The organism is Streptomyces sp. NPDC030165 (genome assembly GCF_055573595.1).
Genome location: NZ_JBVIBD010000008.1, coordinates 131,558 through 154,933, shown reverse-complemented (window position 1 = coordinate 154,933; position 23,376 = coordinate 131,558). Strand labels below are relative to the sequence as shown.

Below are 23,376 nucleotides of genomic sequence, written 5' to 3'. Positions count from 1 at the left end.
ATCAACGGCAGCTCCACCGAGGCCGTACCACGCCCAGGCCAGTGCCTGCGTACCTACCTGCGCGAGCGCGGCTGTTTCGGCGTCAAGAAGGGGTGTGATGCGGGGGACTGCGGCGCGTGCACGGTGCACGTGGACGGTGAGCCGGTGCACAGCTGCGTGTTTCCGGCCGTACGGGCGGACGGGCGGGCGGTCACCACCGTCGAGGGGCTGGCCGACGCGGAGGGCGGCCGGCTGCATCCCGTGCAGCGGCGGTTCCTGGAGGCGCAGGGTTTTCAGTGCGGATTCTGTACGGCCGGGTTCGTGATGACGACTGCCGCGCTCGACGAGGGGCTGCTCGCCGACCTGCCGCGCGCCTTCAAGGGGAACCTGTGCCGTTGCACCGGCTACCGGGCCATCGAGGACGCCGTGCGGGGTGTGCGGCATACGGAGGAACCCGGGGACGGGGCCGCCGTCGGCCGTAACGCCCCCGCGCCCGGCGGTAGGGACGTGGTCACCGGCACGGCCCGCTACACCTTCGACGTCGACATCGGCGCCCTGCCGGGCCTGCTGCACATGAAACTGCTGCGCTCACCGCACGCCCACGCCCGGATCACCGCCGTCGACACCCGCGCCGCGCTGCGGGTGCCGGGCGTGCACGCGGTCCTCACCCACCGCGACGCCCCTGACCGGTACTTCTCCACCGCTCAGCACGAGCACCCCGAGGACGATCCGCACGACACCCGGCTCTTGGACGACACCGTCCGCCACGTGGGCCAGCGGGTGGCCGCGGTGCTCGCGGACAGCGAGGCGGCGGCGGAGGAGGGCTGCCGCCGCGTCGAGGTGACGTACGAGGTGCTCCCCGCGGTCCTCACTCCGGAGGATGCGATGCGGCCGGGCGCTCCCCTGGTGCACGACAAGGGGGAGCCGTACGGGGGCAGGGGGGAGCCGTACGCAAGTGGGCCGCCCGTGGTCAATGTGGCGGGTGAGGTGCACGGGGAGACCGGTGACGTGCGGCGCGGGTTCGCGGCGGCCGACGTGGTGTACGAGGAGACCTTCCGTACGCGGCGGGCGCAGCACGCGAGCCTGGAGACGCACGGCGCGCTCGCATACTTCGAGCCGGTGGAGGGCGGTGCGGGCGGCGGTGCCGGTCCGGGGCGGCGGCTGGTGGTCCGTACCGGCACGCAGGTGCCGTTCCTCGTACGGCGTTCCCTGTGTGCGCTGCTGGACCTGCCGCCCGACGCGGTGCGGGTCGTCGCGGGGCGGGTCGGCGGTGCCTTCGGCGGCAAGCAGGAGATGCTCGTCGAGGATGTGGTGGCACTGGCGGCGCTGCGGACCGGGCGCCCGGTCAAGCTGGAGTTCACCCGGGCCGAGCAGTTCTACGGCGCCACGACGCGGCACCCGTTCACCGTACGGGTCAAGGCCGGCGCGCGCCGGGACGGTACCCTCACCGCGCTCCGGCTGCACGTGGTGTCCGACACCGGCGCGTACGGCAATCACGCCCGGACCGTCCTGCTGCACGGATGCGGCGACGCCCTGTCCCTCTACCGCTGCCCGGACAAGAAGGTGGACGGTTTCGCCGTCCACACCCACACCGTCCCCGCCGGTGCCTTCCGCGGATACGGGCTCGGGCAGGTCGCCTTCGCGCTGGAGAGCGCGCTCGACGAACTGGCGCGGCGGCTGGGCATCGATCCGCTGCTGCTGCGGGAGCGCAACGCGGTGCGGCCGGGGGACGACCTGGTGCCGGTGGTGGGTGGGGAGACGGATCTGCGCATCGGGAGTTACGGGCTCGACGCGTGTCTGGACGTGCTGCGCGAGGCGTCCACGTCCGGGGGGACCGCCGCGCCGGACGGCTGGCTGGTGGGCGAGGGCAGCGCGGTGTCGCTGATCGCCGCGGGCGGACCCGGCGGGCACCTCGCCGACGCGCGGGTCACGCGCAACGCCGACGGCACGTACGAACTGGCCGTCGGCACGCCCGAATCCGGCAGCGGGACCACCACCGCCCTGTGCCAGATCGCCGCCGCCGAGCTGGGCGTCCCCGCGGAGCGGATCACCGTACGGCAGGCCGACACCGACGTGGTCGGGCACGACACCGGGGGCTTCGGCTCGGCCGGGACCGTGGTGGCGGGCAAGGCGGTACTGCGCGCGGCGCGGTCCTTGGCCGGGACGGTCCGGGAGCGGGCCGCCCGCGGGGGCGACGACAGCGGTGACGGAGGTGCCGACGGTGTCGGCGTCGACGGCCCGCTGACCGGTTTCGGCCACTTCGCCGGTACGCCGCGCACGGTCGCCTTCAACGCGCACTGGTTCCGCATCGCGGTCGACCCGGACAGCGGGGAGATCCGCATCCTGCGCAGCGTGCACGCGGCGGACGCCGGCACTGTGATCAACCCCATGCAGTGCCGGGGGCAGGTCGAGGGCGGGGTGGCGCAGGCGCTGGGGGCGGCGCTCTTCGAGGACGTACGGCTGGACGGGCGCGGCGCGGTGTGCACCGTGGCGTTCCGCGAGTACCGGCTGCCCGCCTTCGCTGACGTGCCCCGTACCGAGGTGTATTTCACACCGACGTCCGACGCGATCGGCCCGGTCGGCGCGAAGTCCATGAGTGAGAGCCCCTTCAATCCGGTCGCGCCGGCCCTGGCCAACGCGCTCCGCGACGCCACCGGGGTGCGCTTCACCCGGCTGCCGCTGGCCCGGGACCGGGTGTGGCGGGCGCTGTCCCGCGGGGTGTCCGGGGCGCCGCCGTACGGCCGTGGAAATTCATATGGATAGGTCGGCGTTTGCTGGGCAGGGGTGCGGGACGGTCCGGCGTGCGGAATAGGTCGTGCGATCCACCCGTTGTCGCAGCGGGACCGAGAAGAGACCGGAACCGGAAGCAGGGAAGTGCGCATGAGCACGGTAGAGCTCACCAAGGACAACTTCGACGAGATCGTCTCCGGCAACGATTTCGTCCTGATCGATTTCTGGGCCGAGTGGTGCGGCCCGTGCAAGCAGTTCGGCCCGGTTTTCGAACGGTCGTCCGAGAAGAATGACGACCTGGTCTACGCGAAGGTCGACACGGAGGCGCAGCCCGAGCTGGCGTCCGCCTTCCAGATCCAGTCGATCCCGACCGTGATGATCGTCCGCGAGAACATCGCGGTGTTCTCGCAGCCCGGCGCGCTGCCGGAGGAGGCACTGGAGGACGTCATCGGCCAGGCCCGCAACCTGGACATGGACGAGGTCCGCGCCTCCGTTGCAGAGGCCCAGAAGCAGGAGGGCCAGGCGCCGGAGGGACAGACCGGCGGTGAGTGAACTGCTCCTGGTCCGCCACGGCGAGACGGAGTGGAGCAGGTCGGGGCAGCACACCAGCTGGACCGACCTGCCGCTCACCGCCCGCGGTGAGGAGCAGGCCCGCTCCCTGCGGCCGGTCCTGGCAGCCCGGAAGATCGGCGCGGTGCTCAGCAGCCCGCTGCAGCGGGCCCGGCGCACCGCCGAGCTGGCCGGGCTGCCGGACCCGCAGGTCGATGCCGATCTGAGCGAATGGGACTACGGCGGGTACGAGGGCGTCTCCACCGACGAGATCCACCGCACGCGCCCCGACTGGTTCCTGTTCACCGACGGGGTGACCGCCGGTCCCCCGGGGCACCCGGGTGAGTCGCCCGAGCAGGTCGGCGCACGTGCCGACCGGGTGCTGGCCCGCATCGAGGAACAGCTGCGCACGGCGGACGGCGACGTGGTGCTGGTCGGCCACGGGCACTTCCAGCGCGTGCTGACGGCCCGTCGGCTCGGCCTGCCGCCGTCGGCGGGCGCGCTGTTCACCTTCGAGACAGGCACGGTGGGCGTCCTCGGCGAAGAGCACGGTCGGCCTGCGGTGGTGGGCTGGAACACGCGGACGCTGTGAGCGGCGGGGTGCGACTGGAGGGTGCGCCCGGAAGGGGCGCCGTCCGGAGGAGGCGCCTTGAGGGTGCGGCCGAAGGGCGCGCCTAAAAGGTGCCCCGGGAAGGCGCGTCCCCCGTTCGCTAGGTGGCCATCGGATCGAGGTGCAGGGGTTCCACCTTGCCCTCGATCATGGCGCCCAGCCCCAGCACCGCACAGGTGTCCGGCCGGTCCGCGATGTGCACCGGCATGGTCGTGGCCTGCCGGATCATCGACTGGAGGCCGGGGATCAGCGCGCTGCCGCCCGCCAGCATGATGCCGCGCTCGCCCAGGTCCGCGACCAGGTCCGGCGGGCAGCGCCGCAGCACCGACCCGATCCCGTCCAGGATGGTGGTCAGCGGTGAGGCGATGGCCCGCTGGACCGGCTCGGCCTCGACCATGACCGAACGGGCCAGCCCGCTGACCACGTCCCGGCCGTGCACCTCGGTCGGGCCCGCCACCAGGTCGCCGTTGCTGGAGAGCATCAGGTGCAGCGGCCGTACGGACTGGCCCGGCATCATCAGCTTGTGGTGCAGCCTCAGGTGCTGGACGACGGCGTGGTCGATGGCGTTGCCGCCCACCGTGACGGTCTGCGCCGCCACGATCGAACCCAGCGAGAGCACCGCGATCTGCGTGGTCCCCGCCCCGCACACCACGATCATGGTGGCTTCGGGCTGCTCCACCGGCAGGTCGCAGCCGACGGCCGCGGCGACCAGGGTGTCGACCATCTCCACCCGGCGGGCGCCGATCCCGTTCAGCGTCTCCACCGCGGCCCGCTGCGCCAGCGGCTCACTGCCGTACGGCAGGCAGATCGCGGCCCGCATGGTGGGTCTGCGCCGCCACGCCTTGCGCAGCTTGTCGTCGACCAGGTTGCGCAGCAGCCGCTGGGCCATGTCGATGTCCACGACGGTGCCGCCGGAGACCGGGCGTACGACCCGGATGTGGTCCGGCGTACGGCCGTCCATCACCTCCGCGCGGTCCCCGACGGCGATCAGCGCGCCGGTGCGGATGTTGACGGCCGCGACGGTCGGCTGGTCCACCACCAGGCCCTGGTTCTTGACGTACATCCGGGTGCGGGCCGCGCCCAGGTCGACGGCGACCGAGCATCGGAGCAACTGTGCCAGGCTGGCGGTCATGGAGGGTGCCTCCCCGGGGAGCGTTCGGCAGTATGGGCCGAGTGGCCGCCGGCGGCCACTCGTGATCCATCGTGTGCCAACGGGTCGTCAGGTGCGCGTTGGAGAGGTCCGGTTGGGGGACGCGGGGGCCTGCGGGCGGGCGGGTGCCGCCGGGGGCATGGAGCGGTGCGAGGCGTCGAGGAGGCGGGTGCCGAGGTCGTGCAAGTAGACGATCAGTTCCGGCGGTTCGTGCACCTCGAAGGGGACGCCCAGCAGACCGAGCCGGAACGCGAGCCAGTCCAGCGCGTCGCCTCCCGTACGCAGCAGGCAGGAGTCCGGCGTGAGCGGCTCCAGAAGGCCGGTGCCCGCGGGGAGCCGGGCCGCCGCGTCCTCCAGGGTGGCGTGCAGGGTGACCAGTGCCCGGTGCCGCGCGCGGTGGCTGGTGACGGACTCGGCGACGAACGCGGCGGCGTCGGGTGTGGGCGGGCGGCGGTCCGGCACACAGCGGGCGCCGGTGGGCAGCGGGCCGCTGATCCGGTCGGCGCGGAACGTACGCCAGTCGGCGCGGTCCAGGTCGTACGCGACGAGGTACCACCGCTGGTCCGCGCTGACCAGGCGGTACGGCTCGGCGTGCCGCCTGCCCGTCGCGCCGTCCGCCGCCGCGTACGCGAAGCGCACCCGCTCGCGGCGGCGGCAGGCGGTCGCGAGGGCGGTCAGCACGGCCGGGTCGGTGACGGGCGCCTCGCCGCCACCGGTGAGCAGGCCGTAGAGCGGGACGGTGGCCTCCTGGAGGGCGGTGACCCGCTCGCGGAGCCGGGCGGGCAGCACCTGTTCCAGTTTGGCCAGGGCCCGTACGGAGGTCTCCGCCATGTCGGCGACCGTGCCGCCCGCCGCGGCGTGCAGGCCCACGGCGATGGCGACGGCCTCCTCGTCGTCCAGGAGCAGGGGCGGCATCGCGGTGCCGGAGGCGAGGCGGTAGCCGCCGATGGCGCCGATGGCCGCGTCCACGGGGTAGCCGAGGCCGCGCAGCCGGTCGATGTCGCGGCGGACGGTGCGCGGGCTGACGCCCAGGCGTCCGGCCAGTTCGGTGCCGGTCCGCTCGCGGCCGGTCTGGAGGAGGGTGAGGAGCTTCAGGAGGCGCGCCGGGGTGTCGCTCATGTCCTCAGGGTGCCGCAGAAGGCGGCCATCTTCTGACCTAATTCGTTCCTAGCGTGGCCCGTATGGGAGCACAGAACGCCGACCGCAGCACCATCGCTGACCGCGCCACCGGCACTGACCGCATCACCATCACCGGGGCCCGCGAGCACAACCTCAAGGACGTGGACCTGGAGATCCCCAAAGGGCGTATCACCGTCTTCACCGGGGTCTCCGGTTCGGGCAAGTCCTCGGTGGTCTTCGACACGATCGCGGTGGAGTCGCAGCGCCAGCTCAACGAGACGTTCACCTGGTACGTACGCAACCAGCTGCCCAAACACGAACGGCCGAAGGCCGACACCATCGAGCGACTCTCCCCGGCGATCGTCGTGGACCAGCGGCCCCTCGGCGGCGGCGCGCGCTCCACCGTCGGCACGCTGACCGACATCTACGCGATCCTGCGGGTGCTCTACTCACGCTGCGGCACGCCGAGCGCCGGCGAGGCCACCGCGTACTCCTTCAACGACCCCGCCGGGATGTGCCCCGAGTGCGCCGGACTGGGCCGCACCACCCGCATCGACCTGGACCGCTTCCTGGACACCGGCCGCTCCCTCAACGACGGCGCGATCCGCTTCCCGCCGCTCGCCGTCGGCACGGCGGGCTGGCAGATCTATGCGACCTCCGGCCTCTTCGACCCGGAAAAGCCGCTGGACCGGTACACGCCGCGGGAGTGGGAGCTGCTCCTGTACGGCAAGGGATTCACGGTCAAGCGCGGCGAGCGGGCCTACAACAACACGTACGAGGGACTGGTCGAGAACTTCGACCGGCGCTACGTGAACCGGGACCTCTCGGCGCTCTCCGAGAAGACCAGGGACATGGTGCGCGGCTTCGTACGGGAAGGGACCTGCCCGCAGTGCCAGGGAGCACGGCTGACCGCGGCGGCCCTGAAATCCCGGGTCGCCGGGCGGTCCATCGCCGAGATGGCGGCCCTGGAGGTCGCCGAACTGAGCGAGGTCCTGCGGGGCATCGACCCGGCCGAGGAGCCGGTGGGCGCGGCCGTCGCGGCGCGGGCGGTCACCGCGCTGGACCGGCTGACCGGCATCGGCCTCGGCTACCTCAGCCTCGACCGCCCGGCTGCCACCCTGTCCGGCGGCGAGGGGCAGCGGCTGAAGATGGTGCGCCACCTGGGCAGCAGCCTGACGGGCATGACGTACGTCTTCGACGAGCCGAGCACCGGACTGCACCCCAGCGACGTCCGCCGCCTCAACGACCTCCTGGTGCGCCTGCGCGACAAGGGCAACACCGTCCTCGTCGTCGAACACGACCGGGACGTCATCGCCGTCGCGGACCACGTGGTGGACATGGGCCCGGGGGCCGGGACGCACGGCGGGCAGGTGGTCTACGCGGGGACGGTGCGCGGGCTGGCGGCGGCCGACACGCCCACGGGGCGGGGGCTGCGGCGCGTGACGGGCGTGAAGGAGGACGTCCGTACGCCGGGCGGCCGGCTGACCGTACGGAACGTGACGCTGCACAACCTCAAGGGTGTGGACTTCCGCGTGCCCACCGGGGTGCTCACGGTCGTCACCGGGGTCGCGGGCTCCGGCAAGAGCACACTGGTGTCGGAGGCGTTCGTGGGCGCGCACCCGGAGGCGGTCGTGGTCGACCAGTCGGCGATCGGGGTGTCCGCGCGGTCCATTCCGGCCACGTACGTCGGGGCGATGGACGCGGTGCGCGCGCTCTTCGCGCGGGAGAACGGCGTGCCGGCGGGGCTGTTCAGCTTCAACGCGGCCGGGGCGTGCGAGGAGTGCCGGGGGCGCGGGGTGATCCACACGGACCTGGCCTACCTGGACCCGGTGACCTCCACCTGCGAGGCGTGCCGGGGACGGCGCTTCAAGGACGAGGTGCTCGGGCTGACCCTGCGGGGCAGGTCGGTCGCGGACGTGCTGGAGATGACGGCGGCGGAGGCGGCCGGCTTCTTCGGGGCGGGCGGCCTCGCGCGCGCCGGTGCCGACGAGGCGGCGGGGATCGTGCGGAAGCTGACGGCCCTCGTCGAGGTCGGGCTCGGCTACCTGACGCTGGGACAGTCGGTGTCCTCCCTGTCGGGCGGCGAGCGGCAGCGCCTCAAACTGGCCACCCGGCTGCACCGTACGGGAAGCGTGTACGTGTTCGACGAGCCGACCACCGGGCTGCACATGGCCGACGTGGACGGGCTGCTGGCGCTGCTCGACCGGCTGGTGGACGGCGGCAACACCGTCCTGGTGACCGAGCACGACCTCGACGTGGTCAAACGGGCGGACTGGGTGGTCGACCTCGGACCCGGCGGCGGACGGCGGGGCGGGCAGATCGTGTTCGCCGGGACGCCGCGCGACCTGCTGTCGGCACGTGGCTCGGCGACCGCCGACTGCCTGCGGGCCTCACTCGACGGTGCGCTGTAGCAGGCCCCAGGTGAACTCCGCGACCGTCGCGCGCGGTTCACCGTCCGGGCCGGGCGCCGTGAAGGCGAGCCGCCAGCGGGTCGGGGCGGTGCCCTCCATGGGGCGGGCCGGGGCGAAGGCGCGCGCCACCTCGTCGACCGTGCAGGACCAGGGGACCAGGTCGTCGGTGGTCCGCAGGGCGGGGGCGGCGGCGCCCGGCGCCCGGACGAGCCACGCGTTCCACGCGGTGCCCTGCGGGCCGGTCAGGACCTCGAACCGCAGGTCGGGCCAGAGCGGTACCGGCCAGGTCAGCGCCTCGCAGGTCAGGTCGCCGATGTGGCGGGCGGTGACGGACTCGGGACGGCCGAGCAGCGAGCGGTAGCGCCGCACCGCGCCGCGCGACCGGGGCGAATGGGCCCACGCCTGCCAGCGGCGGTTGGCCTCACGCAGCTCGGCGCGCGAGGCGCCGAGGGTGCGCAGCGCGTCCTCGACCAGGCCGGGCTGGTGGTCGGCCATGCGGCGCAGCAGGACGAGCTGGAAGGCGCGGGGGCCGTCGAAAGGCCCGCCGGGGCCGCTGCCGGATGCGTCGGCCGGGCCGTTGTCAGTGGTGGGGTCCATGATGGACATGTTCGCGGACGGCGGGCGGCGGCGGGGCCTATCGGGCCTCGCCGGGTGGGCCGGCGTCCGGGGGCAGGCGGCGCAGGATGGCTTCGTGTTCGGTCTCGGTGACCTGTTCACCGCAGGAGGGGAGGAGCTGGGGGATGTTGTCGAGAATCGGGTAACGGCGGCGCAGCCGCGGGTTGTAGAGCACGCCGTCCGGGACGAGCAGGGTCAGCGGGCCCTTGTCGATCGGACAGGCGAGGATCTTCAGCAGCGGGTCGTCGGGGGTCACGGCTCAGCTCCTCGGGAGGTCGGGTTCGGCCGACTGGGTGCCTGACGGGTCGGACGGCTCGGCGGCCGGGGGACCGGACGGCTCGGCGGCCGGTGGTTCCGGCGGCGGGGTGTCCTGGCGGGGCAGGGCGAGCAGGACGAGTACGGCGACCGCGGTGCCGCCCAGGCGCAGGGCCAGACGCAGGGGGTCGGCGGGCAGCGGCTCGCTGAAGGCGACCGTGCCGCAGACGGCGGTGAACACACAGGTCACGGTGGTGCAGACGGGGACGATCAGGGAGGCACGGCAGCGCTGGAGCGCGGTCTGGGACAGCACCAGACCGACCGCGCCGGTGAAGAGCAGCAGATACGGATACGGGGAGGTGAACAGGGCACGGACGGCACCCGCCGGGTCGCGCGCGTCCAGCAGACCGGAGACGCCCTTGACGGCGAGCGAACTGACGCCGTAGAGCAGGCCGACGGCCACACCGTAGGGGACGCCGGAGGACGGCTGGCGGTGGCGGCGCTTGGCGCGCTGCTCGGCGGCGCCGTACAGCCACAGCCCCGCGGCCAGCGAGGGCAGTGCGATGGCGAGCAGGATGCCGGTGGGCGCGGTACGGGTGACGGTGCCGGCGCCGCTGCCCTGGAGTGACGCGACGACCATGCCGAGCGCGAGCAGGATCGCGACGATGCTCCGCCGCTCGCGGCCGGTGGTGCGCTCGCCGAGGAAGACGGAGGACAGGAGCAGCAGCAGGACCAGACCGGAGACGAAGACGCCCTGCGCGGCGGCGATGGGAAGGGTGCGGTAGACCGCGAGCTGGGCGGTGAAACCGGCGGCGAGGGCGAGCGAGCCGCCGAGCCACAGCGGACTGCCCAGCAGGTGACGGACGAGGCGGGCGGGCCGGCGGGTGCTGAGCGCGGGCAGCGCGGACAGGGCGCGCTTCTCCAGCACGAAGCCGGTGCTGTACAGGACGTTGGCGAGCAGTGCGGCCGCCACGCCCCACCACAGCACCGCCCTACCCCCTTCTCCGGCGGGCATGGACGAGCAGGACGGAGGCCAGCGACGGCAGGTGACAGGCGGCGCGGTCCAGGGGCCGCAGCGGACGCGGTACGTCGTGGTACGGCGCGCCCGCGATCCGTACGACCTCGAAGCCGCAGGCCGGCAGGAAGCCGCGCAGCGCGCGGGCGGTGTACAGGCGCAGATGGCCGACGACCTGGGAGCCGGGCCGGCCGTGGATGCCTCGCATGCTCACCTCCGAGAAGACGGGCTGGACTCCCGCGAGGAGGAGTCCGCGGTTGTACCAGGCGGCGAGATTGGGGGTGGACAGCATCAGATGACCGCCGGGACGCAGCACCCGGCGCAGTTCGTCGAGGGCCGCGTCGGGGTCGACGAGATGCTCGATGACCTCGCTGAAGAGGACCGCGTCGGCGCTGCCGTCCGCGAACGGCAGCCCGCAGCCGCCCAGTTCACCGCGCACGGCGTACGGGACGCGGGCCGCGGCGCGGCGCAGCGCGTCCTGCGACCAGTCGACGCCGACGATGCGGTGACCGGGCAGGACCCGGGCCGCGACGGCGGCCGCGCTCCCGTCACCGCAGCCGACGTCCAGAACCGTGGCCCCGGAGGCGCCCGGGCGTACCGGGCCCAGGGCGCGGGCCAGCATCAGCGCCTGACGGCGGCTGCGGGCGTCACCGGAGGCGACGGGCACGGCGGGGTTCTCGTAGAACTCCCGGAGGCCGTCGCGGGGTTCGTCGTGCGGTGCGTTCCGTGGCTTGTCCGAGGGTTCGTCGTGCGGCGGGTCCCATGGTTCGTTCGGGAGCTCGTCGTGCGGTGCGTTCCGCGACCGTTCCGGGGGGTCGTCGCGTGGTGCGTCCTGTGGATCGGCCGGGCGCCCGCTCCGCGTTCCGGCCCGCGGGGTGGCGCTCTGCCGGGTCACGGGGCGGCTCCCTCGGCTTCGGCGTCCCCGTACCCGCCCGGTGACCAGGAAGTGGCCGCGAGGGAGCGGGCGAAGAGGGAGCCCAGGCGGGCGCCTGCCTCGTCGTCCAGGAGGGCGTGTGACCAGCGCAGTGCGAGCTGGACGCGTCCCCCGACGGAGACGGTGGTGACGGTCAGGCCGCGTGGCGTCCGGGCCGGGGCCGAGAACCACACGGCGGTGGGGCGGCCCGCGTCCCCGAAGTCGAGCGGGTAGGGGATGCGGCCGATGTTGGACAGCAGTGTGGTGGACGCCAGCGGCGCGGCGGCGGTACGCAGCGCCCGCGTGAGGACGCCACGCGCGCCGACCGGAAGCACAGGTGCGGTCAGCAGTGAGGCTCCCAGGCCGAGTTGGGAGCCCGGCGCGGCCTTCAGGGACCGGGTGCGGGCGGCGGTACTCCGCAGCAGCCGGGCGACCGCAGCCGGATCGGGCGGGTCGGCCGTGAGCAGCGCCGCGTCCCGTTGATCCGCCGGACCGAAGCCGACGGAGACCAGCCGGGTGCCGTTGCCGATGGGCATGTCCGTACCGCGTGGCCGGTCGTCCACCGGCATGGTGACGACGACGGGAGCGCTCGGGCGCCCGTGCACGTGATTCCAGCGGGCCACCATCAGGCAGGTGGCGACCAGGAGTTGATCATTGACGGTGAAGGCGGCGACGCCGTCTACGCGGGGCGGCCGGGCCGGCACGGGCAGCTCGGTGATGAGCATGCCGTTGCCCCGGCCGTCACGGCTGCCTCCGCTGTCCTGATCGCCCAAGCCGCCCCCGTTGCCCCTAGTGTCACGGCCACCCCGGCCGCCCGCGCGGTGCTGCCCGCGTTCGGCGGCGATCCGTACCGGCCGCACCAGGCCGCGTCCGCCGGACGGCGCGTCCTGGAGGGCGTCACCCGTGGCGGCCCCGGCCGCACGCACGGGCGATGGCGCGGGGGAGTTGTCGGCACCGCCGTAGAGCTGCGCGGCGGTGGCCAGTACCCGCAGGCAGGCCGGGCCGTCCAGCGCGGTGTGGTTGATGGTGACGAGCAGAACCGTTCCGCCGCCGGTGCCGCCCCCGGCTCCGCCTCCGACGCCACTCCCGTCCGGCCCCCGATCGATCACCTCCAGCCGCACCGGCGGCGAGGCGTCCAGCGGCGGCAGCTCGGCCAGCGCGCGCTCCCGGGCCCGTTCGAGGGCGTCCGGGCCCGGCGGCGGGAAGACGACCGGGTCCACGTCCGGTACGCCGGTCAGCTCCCACTCGTACCGCCGCCGCCACCAGCGGTGCGGGGCCTGACGCATCAGGATGCGGGGGTGCCGGCACAGCGCCTCCCGGAACGCCGCCCGCAGCCGGTCGGGGTCCGGCCGCCCGGGCAGGTGCACCTCGATGTGCACGGTTTCCGGTTCGTCGTCCGTGAGGCAGTGCCGGGTGATCTCGTCCACCACCGGGAACGGGATCCGCCGTACGGTCCGGTCCGCCGCACCGGGCGGCCCGTCCCCGGCGGGTTCCCGCCGTGCCGGTTGCAGTGCGGTCATCGGGTGGGTCCCTCCCCGCTGCGGTCCGATGGTGTTCCGTTCGGTGGTGTCCCGTTCGTTGGCGCTCTGCCCGGTGGTGCTCCGCCCGCTGGTGCGCCGTACGGGGGCGTGTCGTTCGGTGGCGTGCCTCCCGGTGCTGCCCCCTCTGGACGTACCCCCTCTGGAAGTGCACCCTTCGGAGGCGCACTGTCCGGAGGCGCACTGTCCGGTGGAGTGGCGCGCCGCCGCCTGCGCCGGGGCAGCGGCGGAACCGGAGACCCGGACGCCGTCGGCCGCGTCGTCCCCGTTCCGGTGGTCCCCGTCCCGGAAGTCCTCGCCCCGGAAGTCCCGGTGGCGGTGTCCGGCGCCGACCCCAGCGGTTCCGGGCCCGCTCCCGGGCCGCTGGGCGCACCGGCCGTCGCCGGCTCCCCACGAGGCCCCGCCCCCGTCCGCGCCCGCGCCCTCCGCCGCGTCACCGGGCCCGGCACCGTCACCACCGCCGCCGTCAGCGCCAGCAGGGCCAGCGCCTGTGCCGTGGCGCTGAAGGCTCCGGCGTCGGCAGCGGCCGGTTCGCCCGCGTCGAGGGCGGCCGTGATGCCGGCGCCCACCATGGCCAGCAGCGCGACCGGGACGAGGAGTCCCGGCCGGAACCGGGCCGCCAGTGCGAGCAGGGGCACGATCACGGCGTACGGCCCGGCGGCGAGCGCCACGACGATGGTGAGGGCGACGACGCCGAGCACCCAGGAGGGTGCCGGCGGCGCCTGCGGTTCCTGCTGCGTGCGCGGTGTGCGGCGTACCAGGGCGGAGCCGATGAGCACGGCGATGCCGAGTGCGCCGCCGAGCAGCCCGAGGTCGTACGTGGTGGACGGCTCGTACGACAGCTTCACCAGCCCGCCTTTGCCCGCCGGGACCAGGAAGCCCTGCTGCCAGCCGTCGAGCCGGACCGGTGACAGTTCGCGTCCGTCGAGTGTCGCGTGCCAGCCGTCGTTGGCGTTCTCGTACATCTGGAGGTACGCGGCGGCGCCGGTGCCCACCTGGACCGACCGCTGGTCGCCCGCCCAGTCCTCGGCCGTCACCGGCCGGCGCTCGCTCGCGGGTGCGGGGGCGCTGCCCCGGCTGAGGGTGACGTCCGTCAGCGCCAGCGGGCCCTGGTCGCCGGCCTCGACCTGGTGCTTTCCGGTGGGGAGTTCGAGGCGTCCGTCGCGGGCGTCGCCGGCGCACAGTTCGACCGTGACGGGCCGGCGCTCGGTGAGGTCGCGGACGTACCCGGAGGCCTTGGTGGCGTGCAGGGTGCCGTCCACGGCCAGCGGCGGGCCCTGGCCGCACGCCAGCGTGAACCGGTCGGCCGCCGAGGGCGGCGGGGTGCGCAGCGCGTCCAGCGCCGGGATGTGGACCTCGCTCAGGCCGACGGGCAGTTGCAGTGCCTGGTCGGCGACCGGGTTGTGGACGGTGAGTTCCTTGACCTTGCTGATGGTGATGTCGAGACGGTCGGTGGTGATGGGATCGAAGCGGGCCTGGCCGTTCTCGTCGACGCCGGCGGTGGCGGCTCCGTCGGGGGAGTTGACCAGGATCTGTTCGGGCCGGGTGGAGATGCCGCCGGCCGCGGCCAGCACGATCTGGTCGATGGTGCGCTTGCCGGGCCAGCGCAGGTGCAGGGTGGGCTTGTCACCCGCGATCCAGGCGGTGGTGAGGTCTCCGTCGACGAGGTTGCGGGGGCTGATCGAGGTGCCGGAGCCGAAGCTGGTGGAGTCGGCGGTGGCGGTGATCCGTTCCTTCTGCCCGGGGGCCACGCGGTCCAGCAGCTGGTCGAGTTGCGGTCCCGGTACGGCCAGTGCCTTGGCCGACACCTCGTACGACGCGCTCGTGCCCGTGCGGAACTGCCGGTGCAGCCCCACCTCCGCGGAGACCGGTGACAGGCCGCCGGGGTCGCTGCCGCGGTGCAGGGAGTACGTCGCGGACGGTGCCGTGGACTTCTCGGCGTCCGCGGGGAGTTGCAGCAGCCGGGTGACCTGCACGCCCGGTATGGACACTTCGGAGAAGCCCGCGCCGGACAGCCCGGCGCGTGGTGTCTGCGACCCGGTGATGGTGATCTTGAGCCACTTCGCGGTGCCGGCCGGTGCTCTGACCTGCTGCTTCCGGCCGTTGGCGAGCAGCTGGCCCGCCACACTGCCCCGGTCGGTCTGGACGCGTACGGAGGTGGGTGCCGCCCGCATCCCGTCGCCGGGCAGCGGCGTCAGCGCGATCGTGGACGGTATGGACGTGGGCCGGGTGAAGCCGATCCGCAGCCACTGGCCGGCCGGTTCGCCCGCGCTGCCCTCGGCCCAGCCGGTGTCCGGATCGCCGTCGAAGGCGTGCACCGGGTCGTACTGCGGCAGGTGGAAGAGCCAGTTGCCGCTGCTGGAGGCGGTGACGGAGGCGGCGCCGCGCAGCACCCCGGTGGTCTGGTGACCGATGCCCTCGGTCGGCAGGATCTGGCGTGGTGGGCGGCCGGCGTCCTGGACGCTGTCCGGGTGATTCCGCTCGCCGGGCGTGTACGTGTACGAGGTGTTGGAGTTGACCAGTCCGAACCGGGTGTCGGCACGGCGCAGCCCGTCGCCGGTCAGCTGGAGCGGCGGGGTGCCGACGCCCGGGTGGTTGTCGCCGGTCAGCACGGCCGGGCGGTGGCGCAGCGTGGGGTCGGCGGACAGCGGCAGCAGTGCCTCCGGCCCCCCGCTGACCTGGGCGGTGTCCGACACCGGCAGGGCGGTGACCGGTCCGGGCCGCGGGGTGTCCACCGGTTCGTAGATCTCCACCGACCGCTGGCGCGGGTACAGGCCCTGGATCTGCACCGGCGTGTCGGGGGCGATCTTTCCGTCCGTGGTCAGCGGCCCGAAGGCGGCGACCTTGCGGTATCCGGACGCCTCCAGGGTGCGTTTGACGGTCTGCGTCGGCACATGGCCGATCTGGTCCGGGTCCAGGTCGTTGCGTACGACGACGTCGTACAGGCCCGCCCGGCCCAGGAAGTCCCGCAGCCCCGGCACCTCGGAGCCGGACATCAGGGCCTGTTCGACGGCGTCCAGGGCGCGCCGGACGCCCGGTGTCCCGAAGGGCACGTAGTCGCGCTGCGCCCACCGGGAGCGGGCGAGCACGTCCAGGGGCTGGTCGATGGGGGAGCCCCAGGTGTAGACGCCGTGCGCGGTGGCGGGGACGACGAGGGCGCGGTTGTCGGGGGTGTTCTTCTCCAGCCAGTCGGCGGTCCGCTCCCAGGCGGACGGCAGCTTCTTGAAAGCGCCCGGCTGCAGGACGGTGCCGTTGAGGTACGGCAGGGCGAGCGCGGGGACCGTCAGCAGCGCGACGGCCAGCGGGATGTGGCGGCGCCCGGGGACGCGCCGGGTACCGCGCCGCTCACCGGCCACCCCGAGGAGGTGCGCCAGGCCGAAGGCGAGCGCCAGGGCGAGGCCCGGCTCGAACTTGTAGATGTTGCGGAATGGGCGCAGCCAGCCGTTCAGCCAGTCCTGCCACAGCCCGTGGAACGGGCCGCCCAGCGAACCGGCGTACCCCGTGAGGCAGATCCCGGCCACGACCAGCACGGTCAGCAGCAGCCAGCGCCGTTCCGGCGCGTCCCGGCGGGCCAGTCCGGCCAGGCCCAGCGCGGCGGCCAGCGCCGAGCCGAGGATCGCGGCGGCGCCGGCCGCCATGGTCCAGCCGGCCGGCAGCCAGGGTTCGCCGAAGTTGAGGTAGCCGGTCCAGTTGCCGGCGCCGCGCAGCAGCTCGGTGGCGGACATGGTGCCGGTCGTGGTGTCGGCCTGCTCGATGTACGGCATGAAGTTCTCGCCGTACACCCCGAGCAGCAGCAGCGGCACGGCCCACCAGGCGGTCGCCAGGACGACGCCCGGGATCCACCAGGCCAGCAGGGACCTGCGCCGGGGGCCCGTACGCGTCAGCACGTACAGGAGCGCGGGCAGCAGTGAGGCCAGGGTCGAAGCCGCGTTGACGCCGCCCATGAAGGGGATGAGCAGCGCGGACCGGGTGGCGGCCAGGCGCGGCGTGACGCGGTGGTCGGTGAGCGGCAGCAGTACCCAGGGGAGCAGCGCGCCGGGCAGGGCCGCGGCGGACGTGGAGCCGACAACCATGGTGAACGTAGGCCACAGCGCGTACGCGACGGCGGCGAGCAGCCGGGCCGGCGGGGAGCCGACGTGCAGCCGCTCGGCGAGCCGCAGCGCGCCCCAGAAGGCGGCGGTGACGATCAGCGACATCCACAGCCGCTCGGCGAGCCACACCGGCAGGTGCACCAGGTCCGTCAGGGCGTAGTACGGCAGGGAGGGGAACGCGTAGCCGACGTACTGGTCCGTGATGCCGCCGAACCCCGCCCGGTCGTGCCACAGCTGCCCCAGGTCGCTCAGGAACCGCCAGGGGTCGGTCGTCACCCCCAGCTTCGTCTCGAAGGTCATCTTCCCGAAGGACGGCGCGAGGAAGAGCACGAAGGTGACGGCCCAGAACGCCAGCAGCCAGCGCCGGGACCGCGGCGGACCGGGCGGCGGCGCGCCCGGCGCGGACGCCGGGGTGCCGCCGGCGTCCGGCGATCCCGGCTCTGAGCTGGACTGGAGCGTCTGGGTCATGGCAACCGCCGCAGGATGAGGAGAAGGTTCCAGGTGGCTACTTCGCGTACGCCCGGCAGGCGCGGGATCGTTTCGGCGAGGAACGGCGCGTACCGGGAGCGGGCCGTCACGATCCCTACGTCGTCCCGCGCCCTGATCTGGCGCAGGGTCCGTCCGATGTGCAGCACGAAGAGGTTCTCGCCCACGGTGTGTTTGGCGGCCCGGCCGGTACGCCGCCGATAGAGCTCGCGGGCCCGCCGGGCACCCAGGTAGTGCCAGGGCGCCATCTCGTGTCCGCCCCAGGGGGAGAGCCAGTTGGTGAACGACAGGTAGATCAGGCCGCCGGGCCGGGTGACCCGCACCAGCTCGCTGAGGAAGGTCTGCGGGTCCGCCACGTGCTCCAGGACGTTGGAGGAGAAACAGATGTCGGCCGTGCCGTCGGCCAGCGGGAGGAGGTAGCCGTCGGCGAGCACCGCGCCGCCCGGCGCACGGCCGCGCGCGGCCAGTTCGCGCAGGTCGGGCTCGAAGAGGTAGCCGTGCGCGCCGCGGCGCCGGAACTCCTCGGTGAAGTGCCCGCTGCCGCCGCCGATGTCCGCGACGACGCGGCCCTCCAGCGGCTCGTACCGCTCGATCTGGTCGGCGGCGTCCCGCGCGAGCAGGCCGTAACAGTGCTCGGGGTCGCGCTGCTCGCGCAGGAACGCGCGGAAGAGGGTGAGAGATCTGCGCAGGGAAGGGTCCCGCACCTCAGCATCACCGCCCGGCGGGGAGGTCGAGATGCGCCCCGGCGTACGACTCGGCCGCCACGGCCCGGAAGCTGCGGACCGTGGCGCTCCACCGGAACCGCGCGGCGCGCTGCGCGGCCGCGGCGCCCAGGGCCTGCCGGCGCGGGCGGCTGAGCGCCAGCGTGCACCAGTGCGCGGCGAACGAACTCTCGCCGCGCGCCAGCAGCCCGGTCACCCCGTCGTCGACCGAGTCGCGCAGGCCGGGGATGTCGAACCCGACGGCCGGGGTGTGCCGGGCGGCTGCCTCCATGACGACCAGGCCCCAGCCCTCGACCAGCGAAGGGTGCAGCAACAGCCAGGCGCGGCAGAGGAGTTCGTGCTTGTCCTGCTCGCTGATCCGGCCGGTGAAGTGCACGTCGGGGCCGGCCATGGCCGTCAGGCGGTCCCGCTCCGGACCGTCGCCGACGATCACCAGCCGGCCGCCGGTGACCGGCCGTACCCGCTCCCACAGGCGCAGCAGCAGGTCGACGCGCTTGTACTCGACCAGCCGGCCCATGGCCAGGAACAGCGGCTCCGGCGACTCGGGCAGCAGCGGCCCCGGCTCCTCCACGCCGTTGTGCACCAGCCGGATGCGCTCCCGCTCCACTCCGAGCCCGCGCAGCGCGGAGGCGGTCGAGCCCGACACGGCGACCATGAGGTTGCCGCGGTGGGTGCCTGCCAGCGCCCAGTGCTCCAGCCGGCGGCCGAGCCGGGCGGCGGGCGCGGGGTAGCGCATCCCCCACAGGTCCGTGTGGACGTGGTTGACCAGGCAGAGCGTCGGTCCGGTGTGCCACAGGGGAGCCAGGTACGGCATGCCGTTGCAGACCTCGACCAGCAGGTCGCACGCGCCGACCCGGCGGCTGAACTGGCGCCGTACGCGCAGGAAGTGCCCGGCGTCACCGCCCGCGGACACCACCCGGTAGCCCCGGTCGGCGGCGGGCCCGCCGCACAGCAGGGTGACCTCGTGGCCGTGCGCGGTCAGGCCCTCGGCGATCCGGTCGACGAGCAGCTCGGAGCCGCCGGCGGCGGGGTTGCCCAGGTCGCGGCGGGCGAGGAAGACGATGCGGCGGGGGAGCGGGGGAGTGTGCCGGGCGGGCGGGGCCGGGGCGGTGGGTGGTGTCGAAGCGCTGGGTGATGCCGGTGCTGAGGGTGCTGAGGGTGCTTTGGGTGCTGCGGGTGTTTCGGACGGTGCGGGTCCTGCGGGCGCTGCGGCGGACAAGGGCGGTCGTACGTGCTGGGGCATGTGCGCTCCAACTCGTCTCAGGGTGCGGTACCAGCGGTGTGGGGGGACGTACTGCGTACTGAGTCGTGCGGACCTGCCGGCCTGGGGCTCCGGACGGGGGGAGGGGGCGGACGGGGGCGGGTGCGGGGACGGGGACGCGGGTGGGTGAGCTGGATAGTTTTCGCCGCCCTGTTCGATGCGGCTACTCACCGGCGTGACAATTTCCGCCCCGGTTCCGCCTGACGCCTCATCACTTCGCGCAGAATCAGCTGAACCGCCGCCTCCCGCGCAGCACCAGCACCACCCCGAAGAGTGCCGATCCGCCGCCCGCCACGGCCGCCGCCAGCGGCGCCGTCTCGCCGACCGTCTTGAGCTTGGTGCTGTCCGCGTCCGCCAGCGCCACCTGCCGGCGCTGGGTCGCGGGCGTGAATTCGAGCCCCGATCCGCGCAGCAGGGTCACCGCGTCGGTCCGCGCCCCGGGCGCCCGCAGCGTCTTGTGCGGCGAGATCGACGCATTGATGATCCGGCCGGTACGCGGCTCGACGACCAGCTCGATCCCGCTGTTCGCATACCACTCCTCGGCCTGGACCTGACCCTGCGCCGGCCGCCCGACCAGCCGCCCCGGCACCTGCCGGCTGCCCGTCCTGGTGGGCTCGACGGTTCCCGTGAAGCGGTAGCCCTCGTAGCCCTGTACGCGCTTGGTGCCGGCGAAGCGGAGCGGGACCGCGGCGCCGAGGGTGTTGTCCCACCAGCGGTAGGTCCGGCGCTGCACGTCGAAGGGGAACTTGAGGTACGCGTCCCCGTCGAAGCGGGTCGGCGCCTCCTTGCAGCAGTGCACCGGGACGTTGGTGCGCCGGTCGGTGACCCACCGCTCCAGCGTCCACTGGAACGCCCGGCGCGGGTCCTTCAGCTCCAGTGTGGCCGGTGTGTCCACGGTCGTGGACACGTCCCACACGGCCCGCCCGCTGCGCTCGCTCTCCGCCACGTCCCCCAGCACGTGCCGGGTGATGGTGATCTTCTGCCGGTCCTTCGTGCGCAGGGTCCCGGTGTCGAAGTAACTGCCGGTGCCGGTGAAGACGGTGGTCACGTCGACGTCCACCGGGGTGCGCTGGGCGCGCGGCGCGACGTACCAGGCGAGCATCGGGGCGAGTACCAGGAGGAAGACACCGAGTCCCAGCAGGACCAGGGAAAAGGGTGAGGCGGTCTTGCGCATACGAGCACTCCTGAGGGCGGCGGGGGCAGTGCACGTGCGGCGTGGCGTTGGTCCGGAGGGAACGGGCGGGAACCGTAGGCGAATGCTTGACATGCCGTCAATGCCCCCACACACTCGGCAAGCACCGCGGCCGACGCGGACCGGCATCCGGCCGGCGCGGTACGGCACCGCGGCCGCCGCCGTGCGGTCCCGCGTGCGCCCGAGGCCGTCCGCGGACCGGGGCCGGACCGGTGCGCTGCGCAACCCTCGACGTACCTGCCACGAAGGGGCTCGCCGCGCCATGCACAGACTGCTCGCCGCCGCACTGACCTCGCTGGCCGCCGCCGCCCTCGCCGTCGGTGCCGCTCTCGGCATCGTCGCCGCCCTGGACGCCACACCGGAACAGCCGAACGTGCCCCTGGTGACCTTCGACCGGACGCCTTAGGGGAGGCCGCAGGCGTGGTGGAGACCGTCCGCTCGGCCTGGCGTGACGTACCCCCGGCGCAGGTACGGGAGTTCGCCGCCCGCGCCCTCGACGAGGTTCCGGCGCTCGCCCAGCGGATTCTGGCCGAGATCCGCCGCGAGTACCCGCAACTGCCGCTCGCTCTCGACGAGTACGGTGAGCCGCGCGCCCTGGTCGGCATCCGGCAGTCCCTGGAGCACTTCGTCGAGCACATGTCCGCGGGGCTGGACCTCCCGCACGTCCACCCGCGCATCTTCCAGGAGTTCGGCCGCGGCGCGGGCATCCAGGGCCGCAGCCTGGACGCCCTCCAGGCGATCTACCGGCTGGGCGTACGGCTGGCCTGGCGGCGGCTGGCGGAAATCGGCCAGCAGGTGGCGATCCCGGCCCCGGCCATGTACGAACTGGCCGAATCCGGCTTCGAGTACCTGGACGGGCTGGTCGCCGAATCCGTACGCGGCTTCGCCGAGGCCGCGGCCCGCCAGGCGGGCGAGCGGCTACGGCATCAACGCCGCCTCATGGAGCAGCTGTTCGCGCCCGGCACGCGGCCGCACGTCACCCCCGCGATCACGGACCGCGCCGCCCGGATCGGCTGGGCGCTGCCCGAACGCGTCGCCGTTGCCGTACTGCTGCGCCCGGCCCGCGAGTCCGTCGCCCCGGCCGTCGGTACGGACGTCCTCCTGGACATGGAGTGCGAGCGGCCCCGCATGGTGGTGCCCGAACCGGACGCCGCCGGACGCAGAGAACTGCTCCAGCGCGCCACGGCGGGCTGGTCGGGCGCGCTCGGCCCGGCCGTACCCCTGGCGCACGCCGCGAAGTCACTGCGCTGGGCGGGCGCCGCGGTCGACCTGATGGAACGCGGCCTGCTGCCCTCCGGACAGCTGCTGCACTGCACCGATCACACCGAGGCGCTGGTCCTCCTGCCGCCCGAGGAGCTGATCGAGGACCTGACCCGGCGGCGCCTGGAACCCCTGGCGCACTGCGGCCCGACCCATGGGCGGCGGCTGGCCGAAACCCTCCTCGCCTGGCTGGAGACGCGCGGCGGCGCTCCGGAGGTGGCCGCCCGGCTCGGCGTCCACCCGCAGACCGTCCGCTACCGGCTGCGCCAGATAAGGGAACTGTGGGGCGACGAGGTGGACGACCCGGACCGCCGCTTCGAACTGGAACTGGTGCTGCGGGCCCGGCGGCTGCGCGGCGAACTCGGTGTGCGGGGCGGGCCTGCCGGTTCCCGGTGAACGGGGTGTGCTGGGCAGTCCCGCCAGGTCCTCGGTGAAGTCAGTGTGCTGGACGGCCCTGCCGGCCCCCGGTGGAGTCAGCGTGCCGGACGGTCCCGCCGGCCCTCGGTGAACAGCTCGAAGCCGTCGAGCAGCCGGGCCAGGCCGAACTCGAACATCGCGTCCAGCCGCAGCGTCCCCGCGTCGTCCATGTCACCGATCCCCGCGTACATGGGGAACGAACCTGACCCGATGATCCGCTCGTACTCCGGCTCCAGCGCCGCCATCCACTGCTCCTGGTCCATGCCGGTGTGCTGTTCGGCCTCCAGGTCCTCCTCCAGGGCGACCGCCGTGCCGCGTACGTGGTTGAGCAGCGTCAGAGCCAGCCGCAGCTTGGTCAGCGGATCGAACCGCGTCACCGCTCCCATGGTCCACTCGATGAGGATCATCGCGTGCGGCATCGGCTGCGGGCGGGTGACCGACAGCCACTGGGCGACCCACGGATGCCGTTGGTACAGCTTCCACTGGAGGCGGGCCCCGGCCTCCATCCGCGCGCGCCACTGCCGCGGTGCCGGGTCGGGCAGCTCGATCTCGGCGAAGGCCGAGTCCGCCATCAGCATGACCAGTTCGTCCTTGTTCGCCACATGGCGGTAGAGCGCCATCGAGGACGCGCCGAACTCGGCGGCCACGCGGCGCATCGACAGCGAGCGCAGTCCCTCGGTGTCGGCGATCCGGACGCCGGCCCGCACGATGCGGTCGCGGCTGAGGGCGGGAGGCTGGGCGGGACCGGCCGGGAGGGGCCGGCGGCCGGCGCCGGAACCACCGCTGCCGCGCGGCCGGGGCGCGGCCCCCTCGTCCGTACGCGGCCGGGTGTCCGCGACCACCGTGCCCACTCCCGGCACGGCACGGACCAGTCCCTCCTGGCGCAACGTCGTGAGGACCTTGGTCGCGGTCGCCATCGCCACCCCCCACTCCTGGGTGATCCGCCGCGTCGAGGGCACACGGTCGCCCGCGGCCAGTTCTCCCACGTCGATACGTCGCCGGATCTCCGCGACGATCCGGCGGTACGGCGGGGTGGGGGAACGATCCATGGCGGCGACCTCCG

General features: G+C 73.8%; 18 protein-coding genes. 6 read left to right on the top strand and 12 right to left on the bottom strand.

The annotated features are described in order from the left end of the window. The 3 genes from ACZ4Z1_RS17375 (at window position 1) to ACZ4Z1_RS17365 (ending at window position 3,850) form a co-directional block, all read left to right on the top strand. Window positions 1-2,742: a molybdopterin-dependent oxidoreductase gene (locus ACZ4Z1_RS17375; RefSeq protein ID WP_468487615.1), complete on the top strand. Its 2,742-nt coding sequence runs from the start codon at window positions 1-3 to the stop codon at window positions 2,740-2,742. Between the two features lie 117 nt (window positions 2,743-2,859). Continuing rightward, the gene (gene trxA, locus ACZ4Z1_RS17370) at window positions 2,860-3,261 is read left to right on the top strand and encodes a thioredoxin (RefSeq protein ID WP_468487452.1); all 402 of its coding nucleotides are present in this window, start codon (window positions 2,860-2,862) and stop codon (window positions 3,259-3,261) included. Beyond that, the gene (locus ACZ4Z1_RS17365) at window positions 3,254-3,850 is read left to right on the top strand and encodes a histidine phosphatase family protein (protein WP_468487451.1); all 597 of its coding nucleotides are present in this window, start codon (window positions 3,254-3,256) and stop codon (window positions 3,848-3,850) included. Before trxA ends, ACZ4Z1_RS17365 begins: the two co-directional genes overlap by 8 nt. 118 nt (window positions 3,851-3,968) lie before the next feature. Here the strand turns inward: ACZ4Z1_RS17365 and ACZ4Z1_RS17360 are convergent, their stop codons facing one another. After that, complete coding sequence (locus tag ACZ4Z1_RS17360; RefSeq protein WP_468487450.1) at window positions 3,969-5,000, bottom strand: rod shape-determining protein; 1,032 nt, start codon at window positions 4,998-5,000, stop codon at window positions 3,969-3,971. A gap of 87 nt (window positions 5,001-5,087) precedes the next feature. Further along, a complete protein-coding gene (locus tag ACZ4Z1_RS17355; RefSeq protein ID WP_468487449.1) occupies window positions 5,088-6,137 on the bottom strand; it encodes a helix-turn-helix transcriptional regulator in 1,050 nt (349 codons plus the stop codon). A gap of 62 nt (window positions 6,138-6,199) precedes the next feature. Here ACZ4Z1_RS17355 and ACZ4Z1_RS17350 point away from each other — a divergent pair, with 62 nt between their 5' ends. Further along, entirely contained in the window at window positions 6,200-8,548 is a 2,349-nt protein-coding gene (locus ACZ4Z1_RS17350; protein ID WP_468487448.1) for an excinuclease ABC subunit UvrA, read from the top strand. Here ACZ4Z1_RS17350 and ACZ4Z1_RS17345 read toward each other — a convergent pair. From ACZ4Z1_RS17345 to pgfA, 9 genes are all read right to left on the bottom strand, one after another. Next, window positions 8,528-9,145, bottom strand: coding sequence for a hypothetical protein (locus ACZ4Z1_RS17345; protein ID WP_468487447.1), 618 nt, complete (start codon window positions 9,143-9,145; stop codon window positions 8,528-8,530). The two genes, ACZ4Z1_RS17350 and ACZ4Z1_RS17345, sit on opposite strands and share 21 nt — an antisense overlap. Window positions 9,146-9,182: 37 nt before the next feature. Next, window positions 9,183-9,419, bottom strand: a complete 237-nt coding sequence (locus tag ACZ4Z1_RS17340) for a Trm112 family protein (protein ID WP_468487446.1) — start codon at window positions 9,417-9,419, stop codon at window positions 9,183-9,185. A gap of 3 nt (window positions 9,420-9,422) precedes the next feature. After that, a complete protein-coding gene (locus ACZ4Z1_RS17335) occupies window positions 9,423-10,403 on the bottom strand; it encodes a hypothetical protein (RefSeq protein ID WP_468487614.1) in 981 nt (326 codons plus the stop codon). Between the two features lie 7 nt (window positions 10,404-10,410). Further along, window positions 10,411-11,328 carry a methyltransferase domain-containing protein gene (locus ACZ4Z1_RS17330; protein WP_468487445.1) on the bottom strand — a complete coding sequence of 306 codons (918 nt, stop codon included), beginning with the start codon at window positions 11,326-11,328 and terminating at the stop codon, window positions 10,411-10,413. Beyond that, window positions 11,325-12,866, bottom strand: a complete 1,542-nt coding sequence (locus ACZ4Z1_RS17325) for a condensation protein (RefSeq protein WP_468487444.1) — start codon at window positions 12,864-12,866, stop codon at window positions 11,325-11,327. Before ACZ4Z1_RS17325 ends, ACZ4Z1_RS17330 begins: the two co-directional genes overlap by 4 nt. Beyond that, the gene (locus ACZ4Z1_RS17320) at window positions 12,863-17,443 is read right to left on the bottom strand and encodes an alpha-(1->3)-arabinofuranosyltransferase domain-containing protein (protein WP_468487443.1); all 4,581 of its coding nucleotides are present in this window, start codon (window positions 17,441-17,443) and stop codon (window positions 12,863-12,865) included. The genes ACZ4Z1_RS17325 and ACZ4Z1_RS17320 overlap by 4 nt, the downstream gene beginning before the upstream one ends. Next, on the bottom strand, window positions 17,440-18,165 hold the full coding sequence (locus tag ACZ4Z1_RS17315; RefSeq protein ID WP_468487442.1) for a class I SAM-dependent methyltransferase: 726 nt from the start codon (window positions 18,163-18,165) through the stop codon (window positions 17,440-17,442). Before ACZ4Z1_RS17315 ends, ACZ4Z1_RS17320 begins: the two co-directional genes overlap by 4 nt. A 7-nt stretch (window positions 18,166-18,172) precedes the next feature. Beyond that, the gene (locus ACZ4Z1_RS17310) at window positions 18,173-19,426 is read right to left on the bottom strand and encodes a glycosyltransferase family 4 protein (RefSeq protein WP_468487441.1); all 1,254 of its coding nucleotides are present in this window, start codon (window positions 19,424-19,426) and stop codon (window positions 18,173-18,175) included. Between the two features lie 244 nt (window positions 19,427-19,670). Beyond that, entirely contained in the window at window positions 19,671-20,618 is a 948-nt protein-coding gene (gene pgfA / locus ACZ4Z1_RS17305) for a cell envelope lipid trafficking protein PgfA (RefSeq protein WP_468487440.1), read from the bottom strand. Window positions 20,619-20,898: 280 nt separating this feature from the next. Between pgfA and ACZ4Z1_RS17300 the strand changes: the two genes are divergently transcribed. Together ACZ4Z1_RS17300 and ACZ4Z1_RS17295 are read left to right on the top strand one after the other, a co-directional pair. Continuing rightward, window positions 20,899-21,042 carry a hypothetical protein gene (locus ACZ4Z1_RS17300; protein WP_468487439.1) on the top strand — a complete coding sequence of 48 codons (144 nt, stop codon included), beginning with the start codon at window positions 20,899-20,901 and terminating at the stop codon, window positions 21,040-21,042. Window positions 21,043-21,056: 14 nt separating this feature from the next. Next, entirely contained in the window at window positions 21,057-22,292 is a 1,236-nt protein-coding gene (locus ACZ4Z1_RS17295; protein WP_468487438.1) for a PucR-like N-terminal domain-containing protein, read from the top strand. Window positions 22,293-22,369: 77 nt separating this feature from the next. Here ACZ4Z1_RS17295 and ACZ4Z1_RS17290 read toward each other — a convergent pair whose 3' ends face one another. After that, complete coding sequence (locus ACZ4Z1_RS17290) at window positions 22,370-23,362, bottom strand: GntR family transcriptional regulator (RefSeq protein ID WP_468487437.1); 993 nt, start codon at window positions 23,360-23,362, stop codon at window positions 22,370-22,372. Between the last annotated feature and the right edge of the window lie 14 nt (window positions 23,363-23,376).